Genomic DNA, 17,085 nt, shown 5'->3' with positions numbered 1-17,085 from the left:
TTTTTTAAATGAAGACAATCCATGTCAGTGTAGTGACTCCTGATGGCCCAGTTTACGAATCAGAAGTGGAAATGGTAAGTACCCGAGCACAGAGCGGTGAGCTTGGTATTTTACATGGCCATATTCCGATGGTTGCTCCTTTACAAATTGGAGCCGTCCGCTTGAAGAAAGCAAGCAGTACAGAACTTGTGGCTGTTAGCGGAGGATTTCTTGAAGTAAGACCTGACAAAGTAACAATTCTTGCACAGGCTGCTGAAACAGCTGAAGCGATTGACGTAGCTCGTGCAGAAGAAGCGAAAAAGCGCGCTGAAATGCGCCTTGATAGCAAACAAGACGACGTTGATGTTAAGCGTGCTGAAATTGCCTTAAAACGGGCAGTCAATCGTTTAGATATTAGTCAACGTAAGTTCTAAAAAAAGCCCTCTCAAACGAATGAGAGGGCTTTTTTGCTCTATTATATAAAAGAGGAAGAGCAAATAGCATTCGTCTATGATTATATATTCTATTTAACTAAGCGTATCCGTCTTCTTTATTTTTCTTAATAATGGAAAAGGATCTTAAAATAGGGAATAAAATAAATGTTTTTCATGTTACCGTTTACGAATTTGCATAAGTGTGCTTTAATATGAAAAGAAGAGACGATGATCGTCTCTTCTTTTCATATGGTGTTTAAAAGGAGTGCTTTTATTGTTTGGAGGAATTGAGCAGCAAACGTTACTAACCATGATTTCACATTTGATTTTTATTGTGATTACTTGGTATGCTTTGCAAGGCTTTCAAATTGAAAAGCTGATGAAACCTAATCATGTGTTTCAAGCAAAATTAATGCTTATTTTATTGACCATTACTATTTCATCAACAGTAAGTAATTTCTTTTTGGATTATTTATTTTGGTCACAGCGCATTCCCTCATTTTTTCAATGATTGGCAAGCTATGAGTCTATGATAAAATAGACGTTCATTCGTTGAAGATATACGAATTTATACGCTAATGTATGTCGCTATGTCTAAATATGACGACCCTTTTCATGTATGTATCATCGCCTTCTGGAAAGACTGATGAGTACGGAGAGGGAGTGGCGAAATGTTTAAAAAAATTAGTGTCTTTTTGGCTATTTTCATTACTGGCTTATTCGTATATCATGGAAGTTATGTGAGCAATGCCCAAAACAATGAAACTACTATTGAGAAGATTGTTCACACCTTAAATAAGCAGCATGTTTCGTTAACTGAAGTATCGTTGTATGCAAGAGAAGAAGTAAAAGCTGTTACTGACCAAAAAACCTTCTATTCGCAAGCTGAAAGTATTAAAAGTAATTTTAGAGGTTTTAAATGGGAAGTGAAGAGGGAAAGAGACCTATGGAAAGCAATAGGTACACGCAAAAGTGAAGATGTGAACGAAGTCATTCTGTTAACTTATGCGATCGATGAACACAGCAATGCGTACATATCGTATCATGTAACGGGACAAGGTTTAAAAGAAAAAAATATGACCCATTTTCAAAATGTATTTCAGACAAATTATGAAAAAATTTTCCTGTCAGAACCCATAATTTTCTCTTGTGCAACAGGGGAAATCAATGATAAGATGGAAAGTGTTTTGTCTGTTGAAATTCAAGACCTATTACGAGCTTTCAATGCTAAACCAGTGGAATCTCTAGTGGAAGAGTCATTTACCTCTGTTTCAGCATATACTGGACTGTGGAAAGAAGCTCTTCAAACGAAAAAGCAGGAAATGAACTTACAAATTGCATTACGCAAGACAAGAATGGGCGGTCAAACAACCATAGTTGTTGGCACACCTATCATTACGTCTGAATATTAATATAGAGAAAATGGACGCGGAGGGGAATACCTTGGAAAAAATCATCGTCCGCGGTGGAAATAGATTAAGCGGTACAGTTAAAGTTGAAGGAGCAAAAAACGCCGTTTTACCTATTATCACTGCAACCTTATTAGCTAGTGAAGGAAAAACAATTCTAAATGATGTACCAGCTCTCTCCGATGTATTTACGATTGGCGAAGTTTTAAGACATCTGAATGCAGAAGTAGATTTTGAAACAAATCGTGTAGTTGTAGATGCATCAAGAGAGTTAAAAACAGATGCACCTTTTGAATATGTAAGAAAAATGCGCGCTTCAGTACTTGTAATGGGTCCTTTATTGGCGCGTATGGGTGAGGCTCGTGTAGCTTTACCTGGTGGATGTGCGATTGGATCAAGACCGATTGATCAGCACCTTAAAGGCTTTGAAGCAATGGGTGCTAAAGTTCAAGTAGGAAATGGTTTTATTGATGCAAAAGTTGAAGGAAGACTAAAAGGTGCTAAAATTTATTTAGACTTCCCAAGTGTAGGTGCCACAGAAAATATTATGATGGCAGCAGCATTAGCGGAAGGCACTACAATTATGGAAAACGTAGCAAAAGAACCTGAAATTGTCGACTTAGCAAACTTCTTAAACGCAATGGGCGCTAAAGTTCGCGGTGCAGGAACTGGTACGATCCGTATTGAAGGTGTTAATAAATTATATGGTGCAGAACATGCAATTATTCCAGATCGTATCGAAGCTGGAACATTCATGGTAGCAGCAGCTATTACAGGTGGAAACGTACTTGTACGCGGTGCAGTAGCAGAGCACATCAGTTCACTTGTTGCTAAAATGGAAGAAATGGGTGTTGAAATTACTGAAGAAGGCGACGGCTTACGTGTTGTAGGACCTGAAAAGCTAAAATCAGTAGATATTAAAACAATGCCTCATCCAGGGTTCCCTACGGATATGCAATCTCAAATGATGGCATTATTATTAGCAGCAGAAGGCACAAGTATGATTACAGAAACAGTTTTTGAAAACCGCTTTATGCACGTAGAAGAGTTTCGCCGCATGAACGCTGATATTAAAATTGAAGGACGCTCTGTTATTATTAACGGACCTTCTCAACTACAAGGCGCTGAAGTAGCAGCAACAGATCTTCGTGCAGCAGCAGCGTTAACATTAGCAGGACTTGTAGCAGACGGTTATACGCGTGTAACGGAATTAAAACACCTTGATCGTGGTTATGTAAATTTCCACAATAAATTAGCCGCTTTAGGCGCTGATATTGAACGTGTAAATGACGAAACAAAGCAGGTAGAACAAACTCAACAGGCTTCAGACGTCAAGTAAATATGTCATAAAAAAGCATCTCATAGCGAGATGCTTTTTTTGTCGTTGGACGACCCTTATGGCCGGTTTGCTGTCATAAAAGGTTGTCCACCTCCATACATATGGAATATAGGGATATAGGTGTTCCTTGTCAAAATAATAGATATGGAGGCTAGGCGTTCATGAAACAAGCAAAGCCAATCGTCGTACTAGGAGTCATCTTTTTTTTCGTTGTGTTACTCATCCCAACACTTCTCGTTGTTCCTTTTACTGAAAAGACAGATGGAAAGCTACATGAAAATGTCAAACAGACCCCAAAAACCGAAAAACTACAAAAAGTGACAGCGTCTCCTCTTGATGTCAGTGTTTATCGTACGGAAACGAAAAAAGTAGAAAAACTGCCGCTCGAAGACTATCTTGTAGGGGTAGTAGCAGCTGAAATGCCTGCTACTTTTGAACTTGAAGCACTTAAGGCTCAAAGTTTGGCAGCCAGAACCTATATTGTGCAAACTATGATGAATGGAAATAGTCATCTTCCCCAAGGAGCGGATGTGACTGATACCGTAGAGTACCAAGTATATTTAAATAAAGATGAGCTAAGAAGCCGATGGAACAAAGACTATGATTGGAAAATCAAAAAAATTCAAGAAGCAGTGAAGGACACCCAAGGTCAAATTCTTACGTATAAAAATAAGCCAATTAATGCTACGTTCTTTTCTACCAGCAATGGTTACACTGAAAATTCAGAAGCGTATTGGAAGAATTCCATTCCTTATCTAAAAAGTGTAGCTAGTCCATGGGATAAAAAGTCTCCTGAATTTACAAATCAGAAAGTAATGTCTGTTGCTAGCTTTGAACAGAGGCTTGGAGTGAAATTAACAAACAGTGGATCAGTAGGTGAAATCGTCTCTAGAACGCCGGGGCAGCGCGTAGATTACGTAAAGATAAACGGTAAAGAACTGTCGGGAAAAGATGTTCGGGAAAAACTGGATTTATCGTCAGCCGACTTTCATTGGACAAAAAAAGGGAACGAAATTATCATCAATACAAAAGGATATGGACATGGTATTGGGATGAGTCAGTACGGAGCAAATGGTATGGCACTGGAAGGAAAAACGTATAAAGATATTGTTACTCATTATTATACAGGTGTTGCGATTACTCCTAACGATCAGTTTGTTGCACAATTGACAGCTAAACGCTAATTCAACGACCCTTATAGCAGGGTCTTTTTTATGTTTTTCACTTTTTTTAAATAAAATGTATATTTTAGATTCATCTGTTGAAAAATAATCGAAAAAATTTTTTATCGCTGTGTATATATTCATTCAATTGTGTTCAGACTGATTGCTGAGGTGATGATATATGAGAGAGGAAGAAAAGAAACGTACTTCTCCAAAATCGAAAGTTCAAAAATTAGTTAGAAAGCGTTGGGTGTTCCCGGCTATCTATTTAGCGAGTGCAGCAATTATTCTTACAGCAGTCCTTTGGTTTCAAGCTAATGGAAATGATATTAGCAAAGAAGACAAAAGCGGCTATAGCCAAGACGGTACGGCTTATCGAGACGACGCTGTAGAGGTAAATGCTTCGCTTGAAAATTTAAAAATGCCAGTTGCTAGTGAAGCATCAGCTATCGTGAAAAAGCCTTTCTACGACGATCAAGCATCTGAAAAACAACAAGAAGAAGCACTAGTTTTCTACAACAATACGTATCATCCAAACACAGGTGTTGATTTAGCTGTTAAGGGAGATAAATCATTTGATGTTGTAGCAGCAGCTAGCGGTACAGTAACAAAAGCAACAAAAGATCCTTTACTAGGTTATGTAGTAGAAATTGATCACAAAGATGGTTTAGTAACACAGTATCAATCTCTTGAGAAAGCTGATGTAGAAGTAGGAGATATTGTTAAACAAGGCCAAACGATCGCAAAAGCTGGAAAAAGCTTATATAATCAAGAAGCAAAAACACATGTGCACTTTGAAGTTCGTAAAGATGGTGTAGCAATTAATCCAAGCAGTTATTTTGGAAAATCGGTTAGTTCTATCAAAGAAGTCAAAGCAACTGAAGTGACAGAACCAAAAGACGACTCTTCTTCTGAAGAATCAAAGGATAGCGAAAAATCATCTGATGAAAAGACTAAAGAAGATAAAGATTCAAAACAACCTTCAACAGATACGTCTAAACCAAATGCATAAAGCAAGACCATAAATACGAAAAGAAGCTGGATAAAACCGAGCTTCTTTTTTTATGAATTTTTCTAAAATGAGATGCATTATGTTAAAAAAGTAAATAAAAAACACTAAATTTTCAAAAAAATATAAGAAATCACTTGTCCTTACTGACTTTTCTAGCATATATCTGCACACAAGCTAATAAACTGTTACAAACCTATAAAGAGAATGTTAGAAAAGGGATAATATATACATTCCCTTGGATACTTCTCATATCCAATTTGGGGAGGGCGAGTAGTGTGCACGATTACATCAAAGAGAGAACTATCAAGATTGGAAAGTATATTGTAGAAACAAAGAAAACAGTTCGTGTAATTGCGAAAGAATTTGGCGTTTCGAAAAGTACTGTCCATAAAGATTTAACAGAGCGTCTACCAGAAATAAATCCTGAGTTAGCAAATGAAGTAAAAGAAATTCTTGATTACCATAAATCTATTCGGCATTTGCGTGGAGGAGAAGCAACAAAATTAAAGTACAAAAAAGAAGAAGAAACTGTAAAGTAAAAGAATGCCCGATATTGCCTTTTTTATAGAGGTAGTATAGGGCATTTTAATTTTTGGATAAAATAGGTATATAATAAATATTTTTGCTAATAACAACATACATATACAAATTGTGATAAAATAGTAAATTAGGAAAAAAGAATGGTTATCATGCAAAGATATGTAAATAGAAGGAGGATTTAAGGTATGTTAGCAAAAGACATTGGTATCGATTTAGGTACAGCTAACGTCTTAATTCACGTTAAAGGCAAAGGAATTGTGTTAAATGAACCGTCTGTTGTGGCGATTGATAAAAATACAAATAGAGTGCTAGCAGTAGGGGAAGAAGCGAGACGTATGGTAGGAAGAACGCCCAGTAATATTATTGCCATTCGTCCATTAAAAGATGGCGTTATCGCTGACTTCGAAATTACCGAGTCTATGCTCAAACACTTTATTAATAAATTAAATGTAAAAGGTTTTTTATCCAAGCCTCGTATTTTAATTTGTTGTCCAACAAATATTACCTCTGTTGAACAAAAAGCAATTCGCGAAGCTGCTGAAAAAAGCGGTGGAAAAACCATTTATTTGGAAGAAGAACCAAAAGTCGCGGCTATTGGCGCTGGAATGGATATCTTTCAGCCGAGCGGAAACATGGTCGTAGATATTGGTGGAGGTACAACCGATGTGGCTGTCCTTTCAATGGGCGATATTGTAACAGCAGCTTCTATTAAGATGGCTGGTGATCGTTTTGATGCGGAAATTTTGCAGTACATTAAGCAAAAATATAAGCTCTTAATTGGAGAGCGTACAGCAGAAGAAATTAAAGTGAAAATTGGCACAGTGTTTCCTAAAGCTCGTAATGAAGAGCTGGACATTCGAGGGCGAGACATGGTTTCAGGCTTACCTCGTACGGTTACTGTTTATTCTGAGGAAGTAGAGGAGGCACTTAGAGAGTCTGTCAGCGTCATTGTACAAGCTTCGAAAAGTGTATTAGAGCGTACACCTCCCGAACTTTCTGCCGATATTATAGACAGAGGCGTTATTTTAACTGGCGGTGGAGCATTGCTTCACGGTATGGATCAGCTGTTAGCGGAAGAATTAAAGGTGCCTGTGCTAATTGCAGAAAATCCAATGGGTTGTGTAGCTGTTGGAACAGGTATTATGCTTGATAATATTGATAAACTATCTCGTCGCAATATTGTTTAAATAAATGAAGACTCCTCTATTGGCTCGTTTCATACAGAGGAGTCTCTTCTTTTATTTATTATACTCTGTCAGCCGGCTATAACGAACAACGTTTACTTGTAAGGAGGATGAAGTATGTTTAAAGGGTTTTACACGGCAGCAGCGGGTATGCTGTCTCAGCAGCGTCAAACTGACTTATTAACGAATAACATAGCAAATGCTAATACGCCAGGATTTAAAGCAGATCAAGGTACGTTAAAGGCATTTCCTGATATGTTACTGCAGCGAATGGAATCTGAAGATTTACCCACTGACCGTAACATCTCTGTTCAGAACAAAAAAGACATAGGTACAATTAATACGGGTGTGTATATGCAAGAAACAGTTCCAAATTTTACACAAGGTGATCTTCAGCAAACGTCTCAATCAACTGATATTGCATTGATGGAGCAAAATATGCCTACAAAAGAGCGCGGCCTATTTTTTGTGGTACAAAGCCCTAATAATACGCCTCAATATACAAGAAACAGTAATTTTACATTAGATCAAGAAGGGTTTTTAACTACGTCTACGGGAGCTTATGTATTAAATACAAATAATCAGCCAATTCAACTGAAAAGTGAAAACTTTACAGTTGATTCACAGGGTAACGTAACGGAAAATAATCAGCAGATTGCACAAATCGGTATTGCTTATTCTAGTGATTTACAAACGATTAAAAAGGCAGGGAATGGATTGTATGAAACGTTGAACAATCAGTCCTTGCCTTCAGCAAGAAATAATCCAGGCATTTCTTATCAGTTAAAGCAAGGATTTGTTGAACGTTCCAATGTAGATGCTGCTCAAAGTATGACGGATTTACTAACAGCTTACAGAGCTTTTGAAGCAAATCAAAAAATAATGCAAGCTTACGATAGAAGCATGGATAAAGCGGCAAATGAAATTGGACGTGTGCGCTAAAAGCAACAGGGGAGATGAAGAGAATGAACCGTACAATGATAACAGCGGCTAATACAATGGGGCAGCTACAGCAGCAGCTTGATGTCATCAGTCACAATTTATCTAATACAAATACGACAGGATATAAATCGAGAGACGCTTCATTTAACGATATGCTGTATCAACAAGTAAATAATCAAGTAGACCAGGGAACAGAAAAGCGGCTTACACCGTCTGGAATTCGACAAGGTTCAGGAGCTTATCTAGACCAAACACGCTTAAATATGACGCAAGGTGCTTTTGAAAGTACAGACAAACCATTAGATGTAGCTGCATCAAATCCAAACGTTTATTTTCAAGTTGCCGTAAACGATTCCGAACAGCCTGTACAATATACGCGAGATGGTTCATTTCACCTTAGGCCTGAAGGCCCCAACAATGTTAAATTAGTAAACGGTTCTGGCCAGGATGTGCTGGGGGAAAATGGTCAAGCTATTATTTTCAGTAACGCATTTAAAGATATACAGATTGATGGAAGTGGAACGATAACGGTTACTACGAATACGGGCGTTGACCAGTTTACCCTTGGGTTAACAAATGTCCAAAAGCCGCAGGAGCTAGAAGCTAAAGGAGAAAATCTATTTGCTTTTCCAGCTGGGATGAACCAACCGAATATGTTTACAGATCTGACTGGAAAAGCTCGAGAAACAGCAGGCGTAGATCAAGGGAAATTGGAACAGTCAAATGTAGATTTGAGCAAAGAACTCACTGATATGTCCATTGCCCAACGTGCGTATCAGTTTAATTCCCGCTCTATTTCAATTGCAGACCAAATGATGGGCTTGGTGAATGGAATCAGAGCTTAAGCAAGTAGTTGCTTCTCAATTGAGCATTCTGTATATTGATAATAGTATCGTATGTTACATGCGGTTTGAAAGGAGACTTATTTATGCTTGATATTGAACAAATTAAAGAAATTATTCCACACCGATATCCATTTTTATTGGTCGATCGTATTTTAGAAGTGGAAGAGGGAAAGAAAGCAGTTGGTTTAAAAAACGTATCTGCCAATGAAGAATTTTTTAACGGGCATTTCCCTGACTATCCTGTGATGCCAGGGGTTTTAATTGTAGAAGCTTTGGCTCAGGTAGGAGCAGTAGCTATGCTAAAAAAAGAGGAAAATCAAGGACGTTTAGCATTTTTTGCAGGCATTGACAACTGCCGTTTTAAAAAGCAAGTAAGACCTGGTGATCAACTGCGTTTAGAGGTTGAAATTGTACGTGCGCGTGGATCTATTGGCAAAGGAAAAGGTATCGCAACTGTAGATGGAGAGTTAGTCTGCGAAACAGATATTATGTTTGCTTTAGGCGATAAAAAAGAATAGTACATAAGAGCTGCTGATGCAGCTTTTTTTATTGGCGCTGCAAAGCAGAAAAAAGTTTCTTTAATAAAGGTATAATATCCGTTAGCAACTCTTTTTGAAGAGTTGGTGACAGAGATGAAAATTGTAAGAGCACATGTTTTAATAAGGGCTGTTTATCTATGAGGGTTAAAATGGTATTTTCCTGTGAATCCGATTCACGTTTTCTTGTTAAGTAAAGAAGTTGGAAGTCATGTAAATAATCTTGTTTATAAGAGGAAGGCTCAATAAGTTGGTCGAGCGTAATTTGAAAACAATTACATAGAGATAGAAAATCAAAAATGGAAGGCGTTTGTTTCGAACATTCCCATTTTGAAATAGTTGTACGAGAAACATTCAACTGATTTGCTAATTCTTCTTGTGAAAATCCTCCTTTTAGTCTGAAATGTTTAATTCTTTCTCCAAAATCTTTCATATGCATCACCTGATTTCGTAAAGATAAGTATATGTCTTATTGTTCGAATGTAGTTCATGTTCTTTGTAACATGCTTAATTTGCACAATATGAAACATATACACTTTACTTTCTGCAATAGAGGGAATAAAACCTGTTTTTATTTCTTTTTTTTCTCTAAAAAGATTCATTTTTCTGCATGGATATAAAAAAAAGAACAAAAATAGAGGTTTTTATAGTAAAAAAATCCTATTTTTTGTTCGGTATATTGAAAAAAATGGTTGAATAACGGGGAAAAATGCATTAATATACGAATTACAAAGAAAAAGGAGTGAAAAAATGACAAATTTTTATTTGAAAAGGCAAGGTGCTCGCATAAGAGATAATCGCTTCAAACGTTCTAGTCATGCACATTTATTTTTAGGAAAAAAAGAAAGGTACCTCTCCAGTGAGTTCTCTTTTCTTTACCCTTCTCATGGACCAACGAAAAAGACCTCAAACAATAATCCTCTCTTTTAAATCCAGATACCTTGAGATGACTTGACTTATTTTTTAGATGTACTTTTTACCGGTCTGTTTCGAAGCTGCAGTTTGAACTGTTGAAGTAAATCTTGACCTGATAACCCTTGGTTAATTAAATCCTCTAAGAGCATTTCAGCATAATGAAGTCTCCGTTCTTTTAAAACACCTTTCATCAACAAACTAATACGATTTTCACCAATTGAAGTAATGGAAGCCACGGTAGCTATAAAGGTAGCTGGATCATTTGTTTCTTTCGTAATTTTAGCTTCTACCGTCACTTTTTGTTTATCTTTCAACAAAACATGAAATTCATCGTACCATTTCTTATCGATAACTGCTTCTAAAATCCAGTTATTTTCGCCGTCTTCTTTATTAATAATAAGGCCATTAGTTAGTGAGACAGACTGACGCTTTTCTTGATCATCAACCAATTGAAATGACACAAGTTTAAATGTTTTCATTGATGTTTCCTCCTTTACGTAAATAGTAGGTTATCCATATTATAACATGAATGAGCTTAAAGATTCCCATTATTCAATCAGTTGGAGTGGTAGACTATGATTAACCATATTGTTCTTGTAGGAAGACTGACAAAAAAGCCGGAGCTTCGATATACCCATGAAGGGATTGCCGTATCTACTATTACGTTAGCAATTAATCGAACGTTTCGAAATGTTGAAGGTGAATATGATGCTGATTTTGTCAACATTACTCTGTGGAGAAAAAATGCAGAAAATACAGCTGCTTACTGTGATAAAGGAGCGGTTGTAGGCGTGGTAGGGCGTGTACAAACGCGCACATTTGAAAATAATCTTCAGCAACGAGTATATATGACCGACGTTGTGGCTGATGCGGTTAAATTTTTAAGTGGAAAGCCATCTGATTCTTCTTCATTTGGTTCAAATCAACAAGAAGAATAAAGTGATCTAGTATGAAAGGGGGTGATTAGTTCAGCTAAGGTTTTAATTCCCCTTATCTATCATAATAGAAGATAGATCCTCCTTAAGAGCAAGGCTCTTTCTATATTCTCAAGAGAGAAAATTAAAGTATTCACTATCCCCGAATTATTCCTCTATTTCAGCCGTTAAATTATTTAACGGTTTTTTTAATGAAAAGATCCGAACGAGTTTGATTCTCCATCAAGAATCAAACTCATTCGGATCTTCCTTCAGCTAACATACTCTTGTCTCAGCTTCTATCAGTTATTTAGCAAACCTTTTTGCACCTAAGTAGCGCTTGCTCCAGTAGCTGTTATCTAAGCTTGCAATGGTTACACCGGTAGAAGATCCAGCATGAATAAATTGACGATTACCAAGGTAAATGCCCATATGTGTAGGGCCGCTAGAATATGTATTAAAAAACACTAGGTCACCAGGCTGTGGATTACTTACGGGTGTTGATACACTCCAATAACCAGCCGTCGTATAGCGCGTTGTAGAAATTTGTTGTTTCATTACGTAATAAATGAATCCGCTGCAGTCGAAACCAGAAGGAGTTGTGCCACCCCATTTGTAAGGAACACCCATATAACGTTTTGCATCTGAAATCATTTGCGATACATTTAATGTTCCGCTAGAAGTTGAAGGTGTTGATGTACTTGGTTTTGTTGTTGGCGTAGTTGTTTGAGCGCTTTTTGATACCTTTAATTGTTGATTTACATAAATCGTATTAGACGTTAATCCATTTATTTGTTTTAATTCGCTCACGCTCATGTGAAATGCCGAAGCTATTTTAGACAGGCTATCTCCACGCTGAACTTTGTAAGTTCCGTTTGCATCCTTAGAAGGAGTTTCTGCTGGTTTACTCGTAGTTGGAGTCGATGCGCTGTTGCTTCCATTTACTTTTAACGTTTGGTTAATATAAATGATGTTGGAAGAAAGAGTGTTCAAACGTTTTAATTCTTCTACGCTCATATTAAAACGAGTAGCCACTTTCCAAAGGGTATCGCCGCTTTGAACTTTATAGGTTGAACCAGTAGCAGGAGCTGAAGGCTTTTCTTCCTTATTAGATGGTTGAGAGGTTGAAGCAGAAGGAATCGATAACGTTTGTCCTATGCGAATTGTATTTGAAGATAACTTATTTACGCTTTTTAAAGCTTCTATCGTTGTATGATATTTAGTAGATAACGACCAAAGTGTATCTCCAGCTTTCACTTGAACAGTTGAAGCAGATGCTTCAGCTGAAGCTTGATATAAGAATGTCCCGCCAACAATGGCGCCTAGAGATAAAGCGAGCTGCCTTTTTTTCATTAATAAATCCCCCTAATTATGTAAATGTTTCGTGTTTATTTTTCCAATATGTCTATTAAATTACAAAAATATTATATGTATAAATATGCTGGAATTTAAAGAGAAAGTAAAGGGTCTTTTTCGCTATAAAAATACCTTTTTATTCAAAAAACGATATTTATCGCGTTTTTTGTATCTTTATCAGTAGTTGAAGAACGATTTACACTTATTTTTTTGTGTCGAATGATCTAATAAAAAAAGAGGACAAGTAAAAAAGTCCTCTTTTTGGTAACGGTGTAACACATTTTATAATTTTTCTTATTCATTTCTGTAAGCAAGAAGCTCTTGTAGCTCTTTATTCGAAAGTTCTGTTACCCATTGATCTCCTTGGATGAGTTCATTGTTGAGATGTTGTTTTTGATTGATCACTTCATCAATTTTTTCTTCAATCGTTCCTCTTGTAATGAATTTATGAACATGAACAAATTTATTCTGACCAATGCGATGGGCCCGATCGGTTGCCTGGTTTTCAACGGCTGGGTTCCACCATCGGTCAAAATGAATAACGTGATTTGCAGCTGTTAAATTCAATCCAGTTCCACCTGCGCGAAGAGAAAGGATAAAGATGGCTTTTTTCCTTGCTTGAAATTGAGCAACCATTTCATCTCTTTGCTCTTTTGACAAACTTCCGTGAAGGAATAAAACCGGCTCGTTGATTTCTTTTTCTAAGGTTCGTTGTAGCATGAGTCCTGTTTCAATATACTGAGTAAAGATTAAACAGCTTTCTTGCTGTGTGCGAATGCTCTCTACGAGTTCAATAATTTTTTCACTTTTATGAGATCGCCGTACCGTTTGTTTAGCTGCACTTTCCTTTAAGTACAAAGCTGGATGATTGCATAATAATTTTAGCTTATTTAGTGTTTGCAAAATCATGCCTTTTCGTTCAAATCCTGTTTTTTCCTCTGTTTCTTGAAGCATTTCTTGAACTAGCTCCTGGTAAAGTGAAGCTTGTTCCGCTGTCAGCGGGATATATTCTTTTTGTTCTTGTTTATCAGGCAGTGAGCGGGCGATGCTTTTATCTTGTTTTGTTCTTCTCAATAAGAAAGGTTGAATGAGTGCTTTAAGCTCAACAGTTCGTTCAGGTTTCTCGCCTTTTTCAATGCCGGCTACAAATCGGTTTTTAAATGAATTGATTGTTCCTAAGTAACCGGGATTGATGAATTCAAATAATGACCATAGTTCCAGCAGACGGTTTTCAATTGGAGTTCCAGTAAGCGCAATTTTGTGTCTTGCTTGCAGCTGACGGATGGCTCTCGCCTGTTTAGTCTGCGGGTTTTTAACATGTTGCGCTTCGTCTAAGGAAATGCTGTTCCATATAAACCCTTTCAACAATTCGACATCCAAAAGGGCAACTTGATAAGTCGTAATCACCACGTCAGTACTTTCACATATCTTCTCAAATGCATCTCCGCCGGTTCTTTTCGGCCCGTAATGAACATGAACACGAAGAGAAGGGGCAAATTTCTGTAATTCTTTTTCCCAGTTTCCAATTAAAGAAGTTGGGCAAACGATAAGAGAAGGAAAGCTATGTAACTGATGAATGTTTGTTAAATAACTAATTAATTGAATGGTTTTACCTAGCCCCATGTCATCTGCTAGACATCCTCCTAAGTTAAACTTTCTCAAAAACATGAGCCAATTCAAGCCTTGCTGCTGATAAGGTCTTAATATCCCTTTAAATTCAGAGGGAGGCAGCACTTCCGGCAGCCGTTCTAAATCCGTTAAGGATGTAATAAATGATTGAAAGGAAGCGGGGAGTTGGAATTCAACTTTTACCTCTTCTTCATCAGTTTTACTGTCTGCCATGTAGGTTAGCTTCGTTTTTAAAATTTCATGAATTGAGACGCCTTTTTTACTAGCTTCTTTAACAATTTTCTGCGCTTGTTTAATTAATCTAGAATCCAGTTGAATCCACTGTCCGTTAATAGATAATAATCGGCGTTTTTGTTCGACTAATTTCCGAAACTCTTCTTCTGAAAAAGTTTGATCGCCAATAGAAAATGACCAGCGGAAGCTGCTGATAGCTTGTTTACCAAACAATGCAGATGAAGTATTTTCTATAGCGCCAGATACTTTTATGGTGGCTTTTTTTAATGATTCCCACCAGCTTGGCAAATGGATAGAGACACCTTGTTCAATCAATGCTGCACTATCTTGAGTTAGAAATTCCCATACTTCCTCATCTGTTAGGACAGACTGAATAAACGCTCCTTTTTGGTATAAAGTAGGAGCCAATGCTTTCCATCGTTCGTGTTCGTAAGCGATATATGATTCGTAGTGATTCCACTCTTTAGGAAGTGTTCCTCCCAGTATAAAAGGTTCTTTGGCTTCATCGTGGGGAATCACAAATGTTTCAGCCGTCCATACATCTCCATCGGTCGTTGGCTCTACAACACGCAATGAAAGGTCAAAGGGAGGATTATAGCTCTCGCCTCCTATGCTTATTAAAAAGTCTTTTCCTTCTTTTTTTAATAGGCTCTCTTTAATTTGTGCTCGCCACTCTTGCTCATCAGCTTGTGAAAGCGATCCAGTCATTTGTTTTTTTAAAGGAAGAGAATGAAATTTCCCTTGGATAATCTTCTTTGTCATATCGACTGCAATTTGCTGATAATCTTCCGCTGAAGCGGACAAAGCCGGTTTCAACACATGCTGTTGAATAGGTGATTGTATGAAAGTGAACATTTGCCATGCAGAAAGAAGAATTCCTTTTTTTCCATTAATCTCAACCTGTGTAGCTTCACTTCCGTAATAGGTCTGTTCATGCCATAGAAACAGCGCATCTTTCCATGTATCAGGGAGCAAAATTTGGCCGCTAGGTGATACACAGTAGAGAAAAAAGTCATCGTGTACAGGTTCGACTTCAAGTGTTAAATGAAACAAATCAAACATTCAGTAAATCTCCTTTTTCTAATAGTTGTTGAAATGCGCGCTGTTTCTTCGTTTTTATCGCTAATTCTTCTATATAATGTTCCCATAGTAGAGAGCGATTCATTTGTAGATAAAGTCTTTTTAATTCTTGTAAGTAGATATAGGCTTCTTGATAACTGCTTTTCTTTTTTTCATAAATCAGCTTTGAAATCATTTGATGATAAAGAGGAATAACCAGCTTTTCATCTTTTTGTTTTAAGGCCTCTATCGTTTGCTCGTCATATTTAATGCTGTCATATTGAAGAAGCACCTGTAATTCAACCCATTTTTTTAATTGGTTAGAAGCATATAGAAAATCACTGTATTCAATAAAACTATAGGGAAGTAATGTTTGCAATGCTTCAGTATACAAAGTTTGCTCGTTCGTTAAGTCTTTATAGTGCTGAAATAAATTTACAATCATGGAGACCATATTTCGGCTTCCTTGATAAGTAGTTGGAACGGTGCGTACGTAATCTCCTATATAGGTCATTATATAAGAGCCCCACTGAGCAAAGCGGTCAGTTTCTTTTTCGTGCAATAAATCATTTAACCAAGGGATAAGATAGGGAATCATTTGTAATGTTCCATCGCTCAAACGTTCTTTTGCTTCTCTATCTTTTTCTTGAAGAAATAAAAGATAGGAAAGAGCTGTATTATTTATAAAAGAACCATGCTTGGCTTTTAATTCGCGTTCCTCATTTTTTCGCCATCTTTCTAACGTGAAGACTTTTTGCCAAATAACGCGATAAATTTCAATACGCTCATATTGTAAAGGCATATCATTATGCAATAATTCTCGGATGTATGGGATGCTGTCCTCTATAATAGATAATGCATCCCGATCGTATTTCGTTTGCTTTAATGAATCAGCGGTAGCATAAATTTCATTTGTTATTTTGTAGACGTGACTATATACGAATGATTCCTCGATGTTAGTAGAAAGCTGATGTGCCTGTAATTGAGCTGATAGTTTATAAAATGTATGAACCGCTCCATACATACAAAATAAAGCATAAAGCAATGGATGCTCAGGAGCTTTTTTCACTAAAGAACGGTAATAGTACTGATAATATTCATGATAAATGGACCGGTCATTTTCGTTCCGCCCCTGCATAAAAAGCGTATACTGCTCCTCAAAAGTTTGTCTCCACTCTTGAAAAGTTGCCTTGGGTTTTTTTAACACTTGTTTGGCAGATAGCATAGTCAAAGCTTCTTTCTCATGGTTTCGCCATTCTTTGAATAGGGGCGAAAGCGGTTCTATTAATGAATACATATAAAAAAACGCTGCAAAGCAGTGTTCACAAAATCCGTTATGCTGACAAGAACAGGTACTTTCAGGGAGTAGCTGTTTGTTTAGTTCAACATAAAACGAATCGATTTTAACGTTTAATATCTGTTCATCATTGTGCAAAATGAAGAATGAATGGGTACGGTAAAGGTCTAGTCCTGCTTGGGCATTTGTACGATAGCGTGCATCACTGTACGGGAAATGATGTATAAATTGGTGCTGTAAGTGATCTGAAAACGAACTCATAATCCCATTCCTTTCTATACATAAATGGAACATAAAA

The 17,085-nt window shown here is 37.0% G+C and carries 17 protein-coding genes; 12 read left to right on the top strand and 5 right to left on the bottom strand.

Annotated elements, in window-relative coordinates; genetic code table 11:
- Positions 1-8 precede the first annotated feature (8 nt).
- From ACRPLY_RS20550 to fabZ, 11 genes are all read left to right on the top strand, one after another.
- Positions 9-413 carry a F0F1 ATP synthase subunit epsilon gene (locus ACRPLY_RS20550; protein ID WP_028411988.1) on the top strand — a complete coding sequence of 135 codons (405 nt, stop codon included), beginning with the start codon at positions 9-11 and terminating at the stop codon, positions 411-413.
- Between the two features lie 274 nt (positions 414-687).
- A complete protein-coding gene (locus ACRPLY_RS20545) occupies positions 688-924 on the top strand; it encodes a DUF1146 family protein (RefSeq protein WP_013059797.1) in 237 nt (78 codons plus the stop codon).
- 160 nt (positions 925-1,084) lie between these two features.
- Positions 1,085-1,825 (top strand): YwmB family TATA-box binding protein, encoded by a 741-nt coding sequence (locus ACRPLY_RS20540; protein ID WP_028411989.1) that lies wholly within the window; start codon positions 1,085-1,087, stop codon positions 1,823-1,825.
- A 31-nt stretch (positions 1,826-1,856) separates the two neighbouring features.
- Positions 1,857-3,161, top strand: a complete 1,305-nt coding sequence (murA, locus tag ACRPLY_RS20535) for a UDP-N-acetylglucosamine 1-carboxyvinyltransferase (RefSeq protein WP_028411990.1) — start codon at positions 1,857-1,859, stop codon at positions 3,159-3,161.
- Between the two features lie 161 nt (positions 3,162-3,322).
- Positions 3,323-4,345, top strand: coding sequence for a stage II sporulation protein D (gene spoIID / locus ACRPLY_RS20530; RefSeq protein WP_028411991.1), 1,023 nt, complete (start codon positions 3,323-3,325; stop codon positions 4,343-4,345).
- Between the two features lie 160 nt (positions 4,346-4,505).
- Positions 4,506-5,336 carry a M23 family metallopeptidase gene (locus ACRPLY_RS20525; protein WP_028411992.1) on the top strand — a complete coding sequence of 277 codons (831 nt, stop codon included), beginning with the start codon at positions 4,506-4,508 and terminating at the stop codon, positions 5,334-5,336.
- Positions 5,337-5,611: 275 nt separating this feature from the next.
- Entirely contained in the window at positions 5,612-5,875 is a 264-nt protein-coding gene (gene spoIIID / locus ACRPLY_RS20520) for a sporulation transcriptional regulator SpoIIID (protein WP_013059792.1), read from the top strand.
- Positions 5,876-6,061: 186 nt separating this feature from the next.
- On the top strand, positions 6,062-7,063 hold the full coding sequence (locus ACRPLY_RS20515; RefSeq protein WP_013059791.1) for a rod shape-determining protein: 1,002 nt from the start codon (positions 6,062-6,064) through the stop codon (positions 7,061-7,063).
- A 114-nt stretch (positions 7,064-7,177) separates the two neighbouring features.
- Positions 7,178-8,002: a flagellar hook-basal body protein gene (locus ACRPLY_RS20510; protein WP_028411993.1), complete on the top strand. Its 825-nt coding sequence runs from the start codon at positions 7,178-7,180 to the stop codon at positions 8,000-8,002.
- A 23-nt stretch (positions 8,003-8,025) separates the two neighbouring features.
- Positions 8,026-8,847: a flagellar hook-basal body protein gene (locus tag ACRPLY_RS20505; RefSeq protein ID WP_028411994.1), complete on the top strand. Its 822-nt coding sequence runs from the start codon at positions 8,026-8,028 to the stop codon at positions 8,845-8,847.
- Between the two features lie 83 nt (positions 8,848-8,930).
- Positions 8,931-9,365, top strand: coding sequence for a 3-hydroxyacyl-ACP dehydratase FabZ (gene fabZ, locus ACRPLY_RS20500; RefSeq protein WP_013059788.1), 435 nt, complete (start codon positions 8,931-8,933; stop codon positions 9,363-9,365).
- A gap of 28 nt (positions 9,366-9,393) precedes the next feature.
- Here the strand turns inward: fabZ and ACRPLY_RS20495 are convergent, their stop codons facing one another.
- Together ACRPLY_RS20495 and ACRPLY_RS20490 are read right to left on the bottom strand one after the other, a co-directional pair.
- Positions 9,394-9,816 (bottom strand): helix-turn-helix domain-containing protein, encoded by a 423-nt coding sequence (locus ACRPLY_RS20495; RefSeq protein WP_028411995.1) that lies wholly within the window; start codon positions 9,814-9,816, stop codon positions 9,394-9,396.
- A gap of 523 nt (positions 9,817-10,339) precedes the next feature.
- Positions 10,340-10,777 carry a YwpF-like family protein gene (locus ACRPLY_RS20490; RefSeq protein WP_028411996.1) on the bottom strand — a complete coding sequence of 146 codons (438 nt, stop codon included), beginning with the start codon at positions 10,775-10,777 and terminating at the stop codon, positions 10,340-10,342.
- A gap of 96 nt (positions 10,778-10,873) precedes the next feature.
- Between ACRPLY_RS20490 and ssb the strand changes: the two genes are divergently transcribed.
- On the top strand, positions 10,874-11,236 hold the full coding sequence (gene ssb, locus ACRPLY_RS20485; protein WP_028411997.1) for a single-stranded DNA-binding protein: 363 nt from the start codon (positions 10,874-10,876) through the stop codon (positions 11,234-11,236).
- A 282-nt stretch (positions 11,237-11,518) separates the two neighbouring features.
- Here ssb and ACRPLY_RS20480 read toward each other — a convergent pair whose 3' ends face one another.
- From ACRPLY_RS20480 to ACRPLY_RS20470, 3 genes are all read right to left on the bottom strand, one after another.
- Positions 11,519-12,565: a LysM peptidoglycan-binding domain-containing protein gene (locus ACRPLY_RS20480; protein ID WP_028411998.1), complete on the bottom strand. Its 1,047-nt coding sequence runs from the start codon at positions 12,563-12,565 to the stop codon at positions 11,519-11,521.
- A 297-nt stretch (positions 12,566-12,862) separates the two neighbouring features.
- Positions 12,863-15,493, bottom strand: coding sequence for a DEAD/DEAH box helicase (locus ACRPLY_RS20475; protein WP_028411999.1), 2,631 nt, complete (start codon positions 15,491-15,493; stop codon positions 12,863-12,865).
- The gene (locus tag ACRPLY_RS20470; protein ID WP_028412000.1) at positions 15,486-17,048 is read right to left on the bottom strand and encodes a hypothetical protein; all 1,563 of its coding nucleotides are present in this window, start codon (positions 17,046-17,048) and stop codon (positions 15,486-15,488) included. Before ACRPLY_RS20470 ends, ACRPLY_RS20475 begins: the two co-directional genes overlap by 8 nt.
- Positions 17,049-17,085 lie beyond the last annotated feature (37 nt).

Origin of the sequence: Priestia sp. TGN 0903 (assembly GCF_050846855.1) — a bacterium.
Taxonomy (GTDB): domain Bacteria; phylum Bacillota; class Bacilli; order Bacillales; family Bacillaceae_H; genus Priestia; species Priestia zanthoxyli.
This window is presented reverse-complemented; position numbering and strand designations above follow the sequence as displayed.

Coding starts and splice junctions, on each gene's coding strand:
- ACRPLY_RS20470 (WP_028412000.1), bottom strand. CDS start 17,048: ATGAGTTCGTTTTCAGATCACTTACAGCACCAATTTATACATCATTTC.
- ACRPLY_RS20540 (WP_028411989.1), top strand. CDS start 1,085: ATGTTTAAAAAAATTAGTGTCTTTTTGGCTATTTTCATTACTGGCTTA.
- ACRPLY_RS20475 (WP_028411999.1), bottom strand. CDS start 15,493: ATGTTTGATTTGTTTCATTTAACACTTGAAGTCGAACCTGTACACGAT.
- ssb (WP_028411997.1), top strand. CDS start 10,874: ATGATTAACCATATTGTTCTTGTAGGAAGACTGACAAAAAAGCCGGAG.
- ACRPLY_RS20480 (WP_028411998.1), bottom strand. CDS start 12,565: ATGAAAAAAAGGCAGCTCGCTTTATCTCTAGGCGCCATTGTTGGCGGG.
- spoIID (WP_028411991.1), top strand. CDS start 3,323: ATGAAACAAGCAAAGCCAATCGTCGTACTAGGAGTCATCTTTTTTTTC.
- ACRPLY_RS20495 (WP_028411995.1), bottom strand. CDS start 9,816: ATGAAAGATTTTGGAGAAAGAATTAAACATTTCAGACTAAAAGGAGGA.
- ACRPLY_RS20490 (WP_028411996.1), bottom strand. CDS start 10,777: ATGAAAACATTTAAACTTGTGTCATTTCAATTGGTTGATGATCAAGAA.
- ACRPLY_RS20525 (WP_028411992.1), top strand. CDS start 4,506: ATGAGAGAGGAAGAAAAGAAACGTACTTCTCCAAAATCGAAAGTTCAA.
- ACRPLY_RS20510 (WP_028411993.1), top strand. CDS start 7,178: ATGTTTAAAGGGTTTTACACGGCAGCAGCGGGTATGCTGTCTCAGCAG.
- ACRPLY_RS20550 (WP_028411988.1), top strand. CDS start 9: ATGAAGACAATCCATGTCAGTGTAGTGACTCCTGATGGCCCAGTTTAC.
- fabZ (WP_013059788.1), top strand. CDS start 8,931: ATGCTTGATATTGAACAAATTAAAGAAATTATTCCACACCGATATCCA.
- ACRPLY_RS20505 (WP_028411994.1), top strand. CDS start 8,026: ATGAACCGTACAATGATAACAGCGGCTAATACAATGGGGCAGCTACAG.
- ACRPLY_RS20515 (WP_013059791.1), top strand. CDS start 6,062: ATGTTAGCAAAAGACATTGGTATCGATTTAGGTACAGCTAACGTCTTA.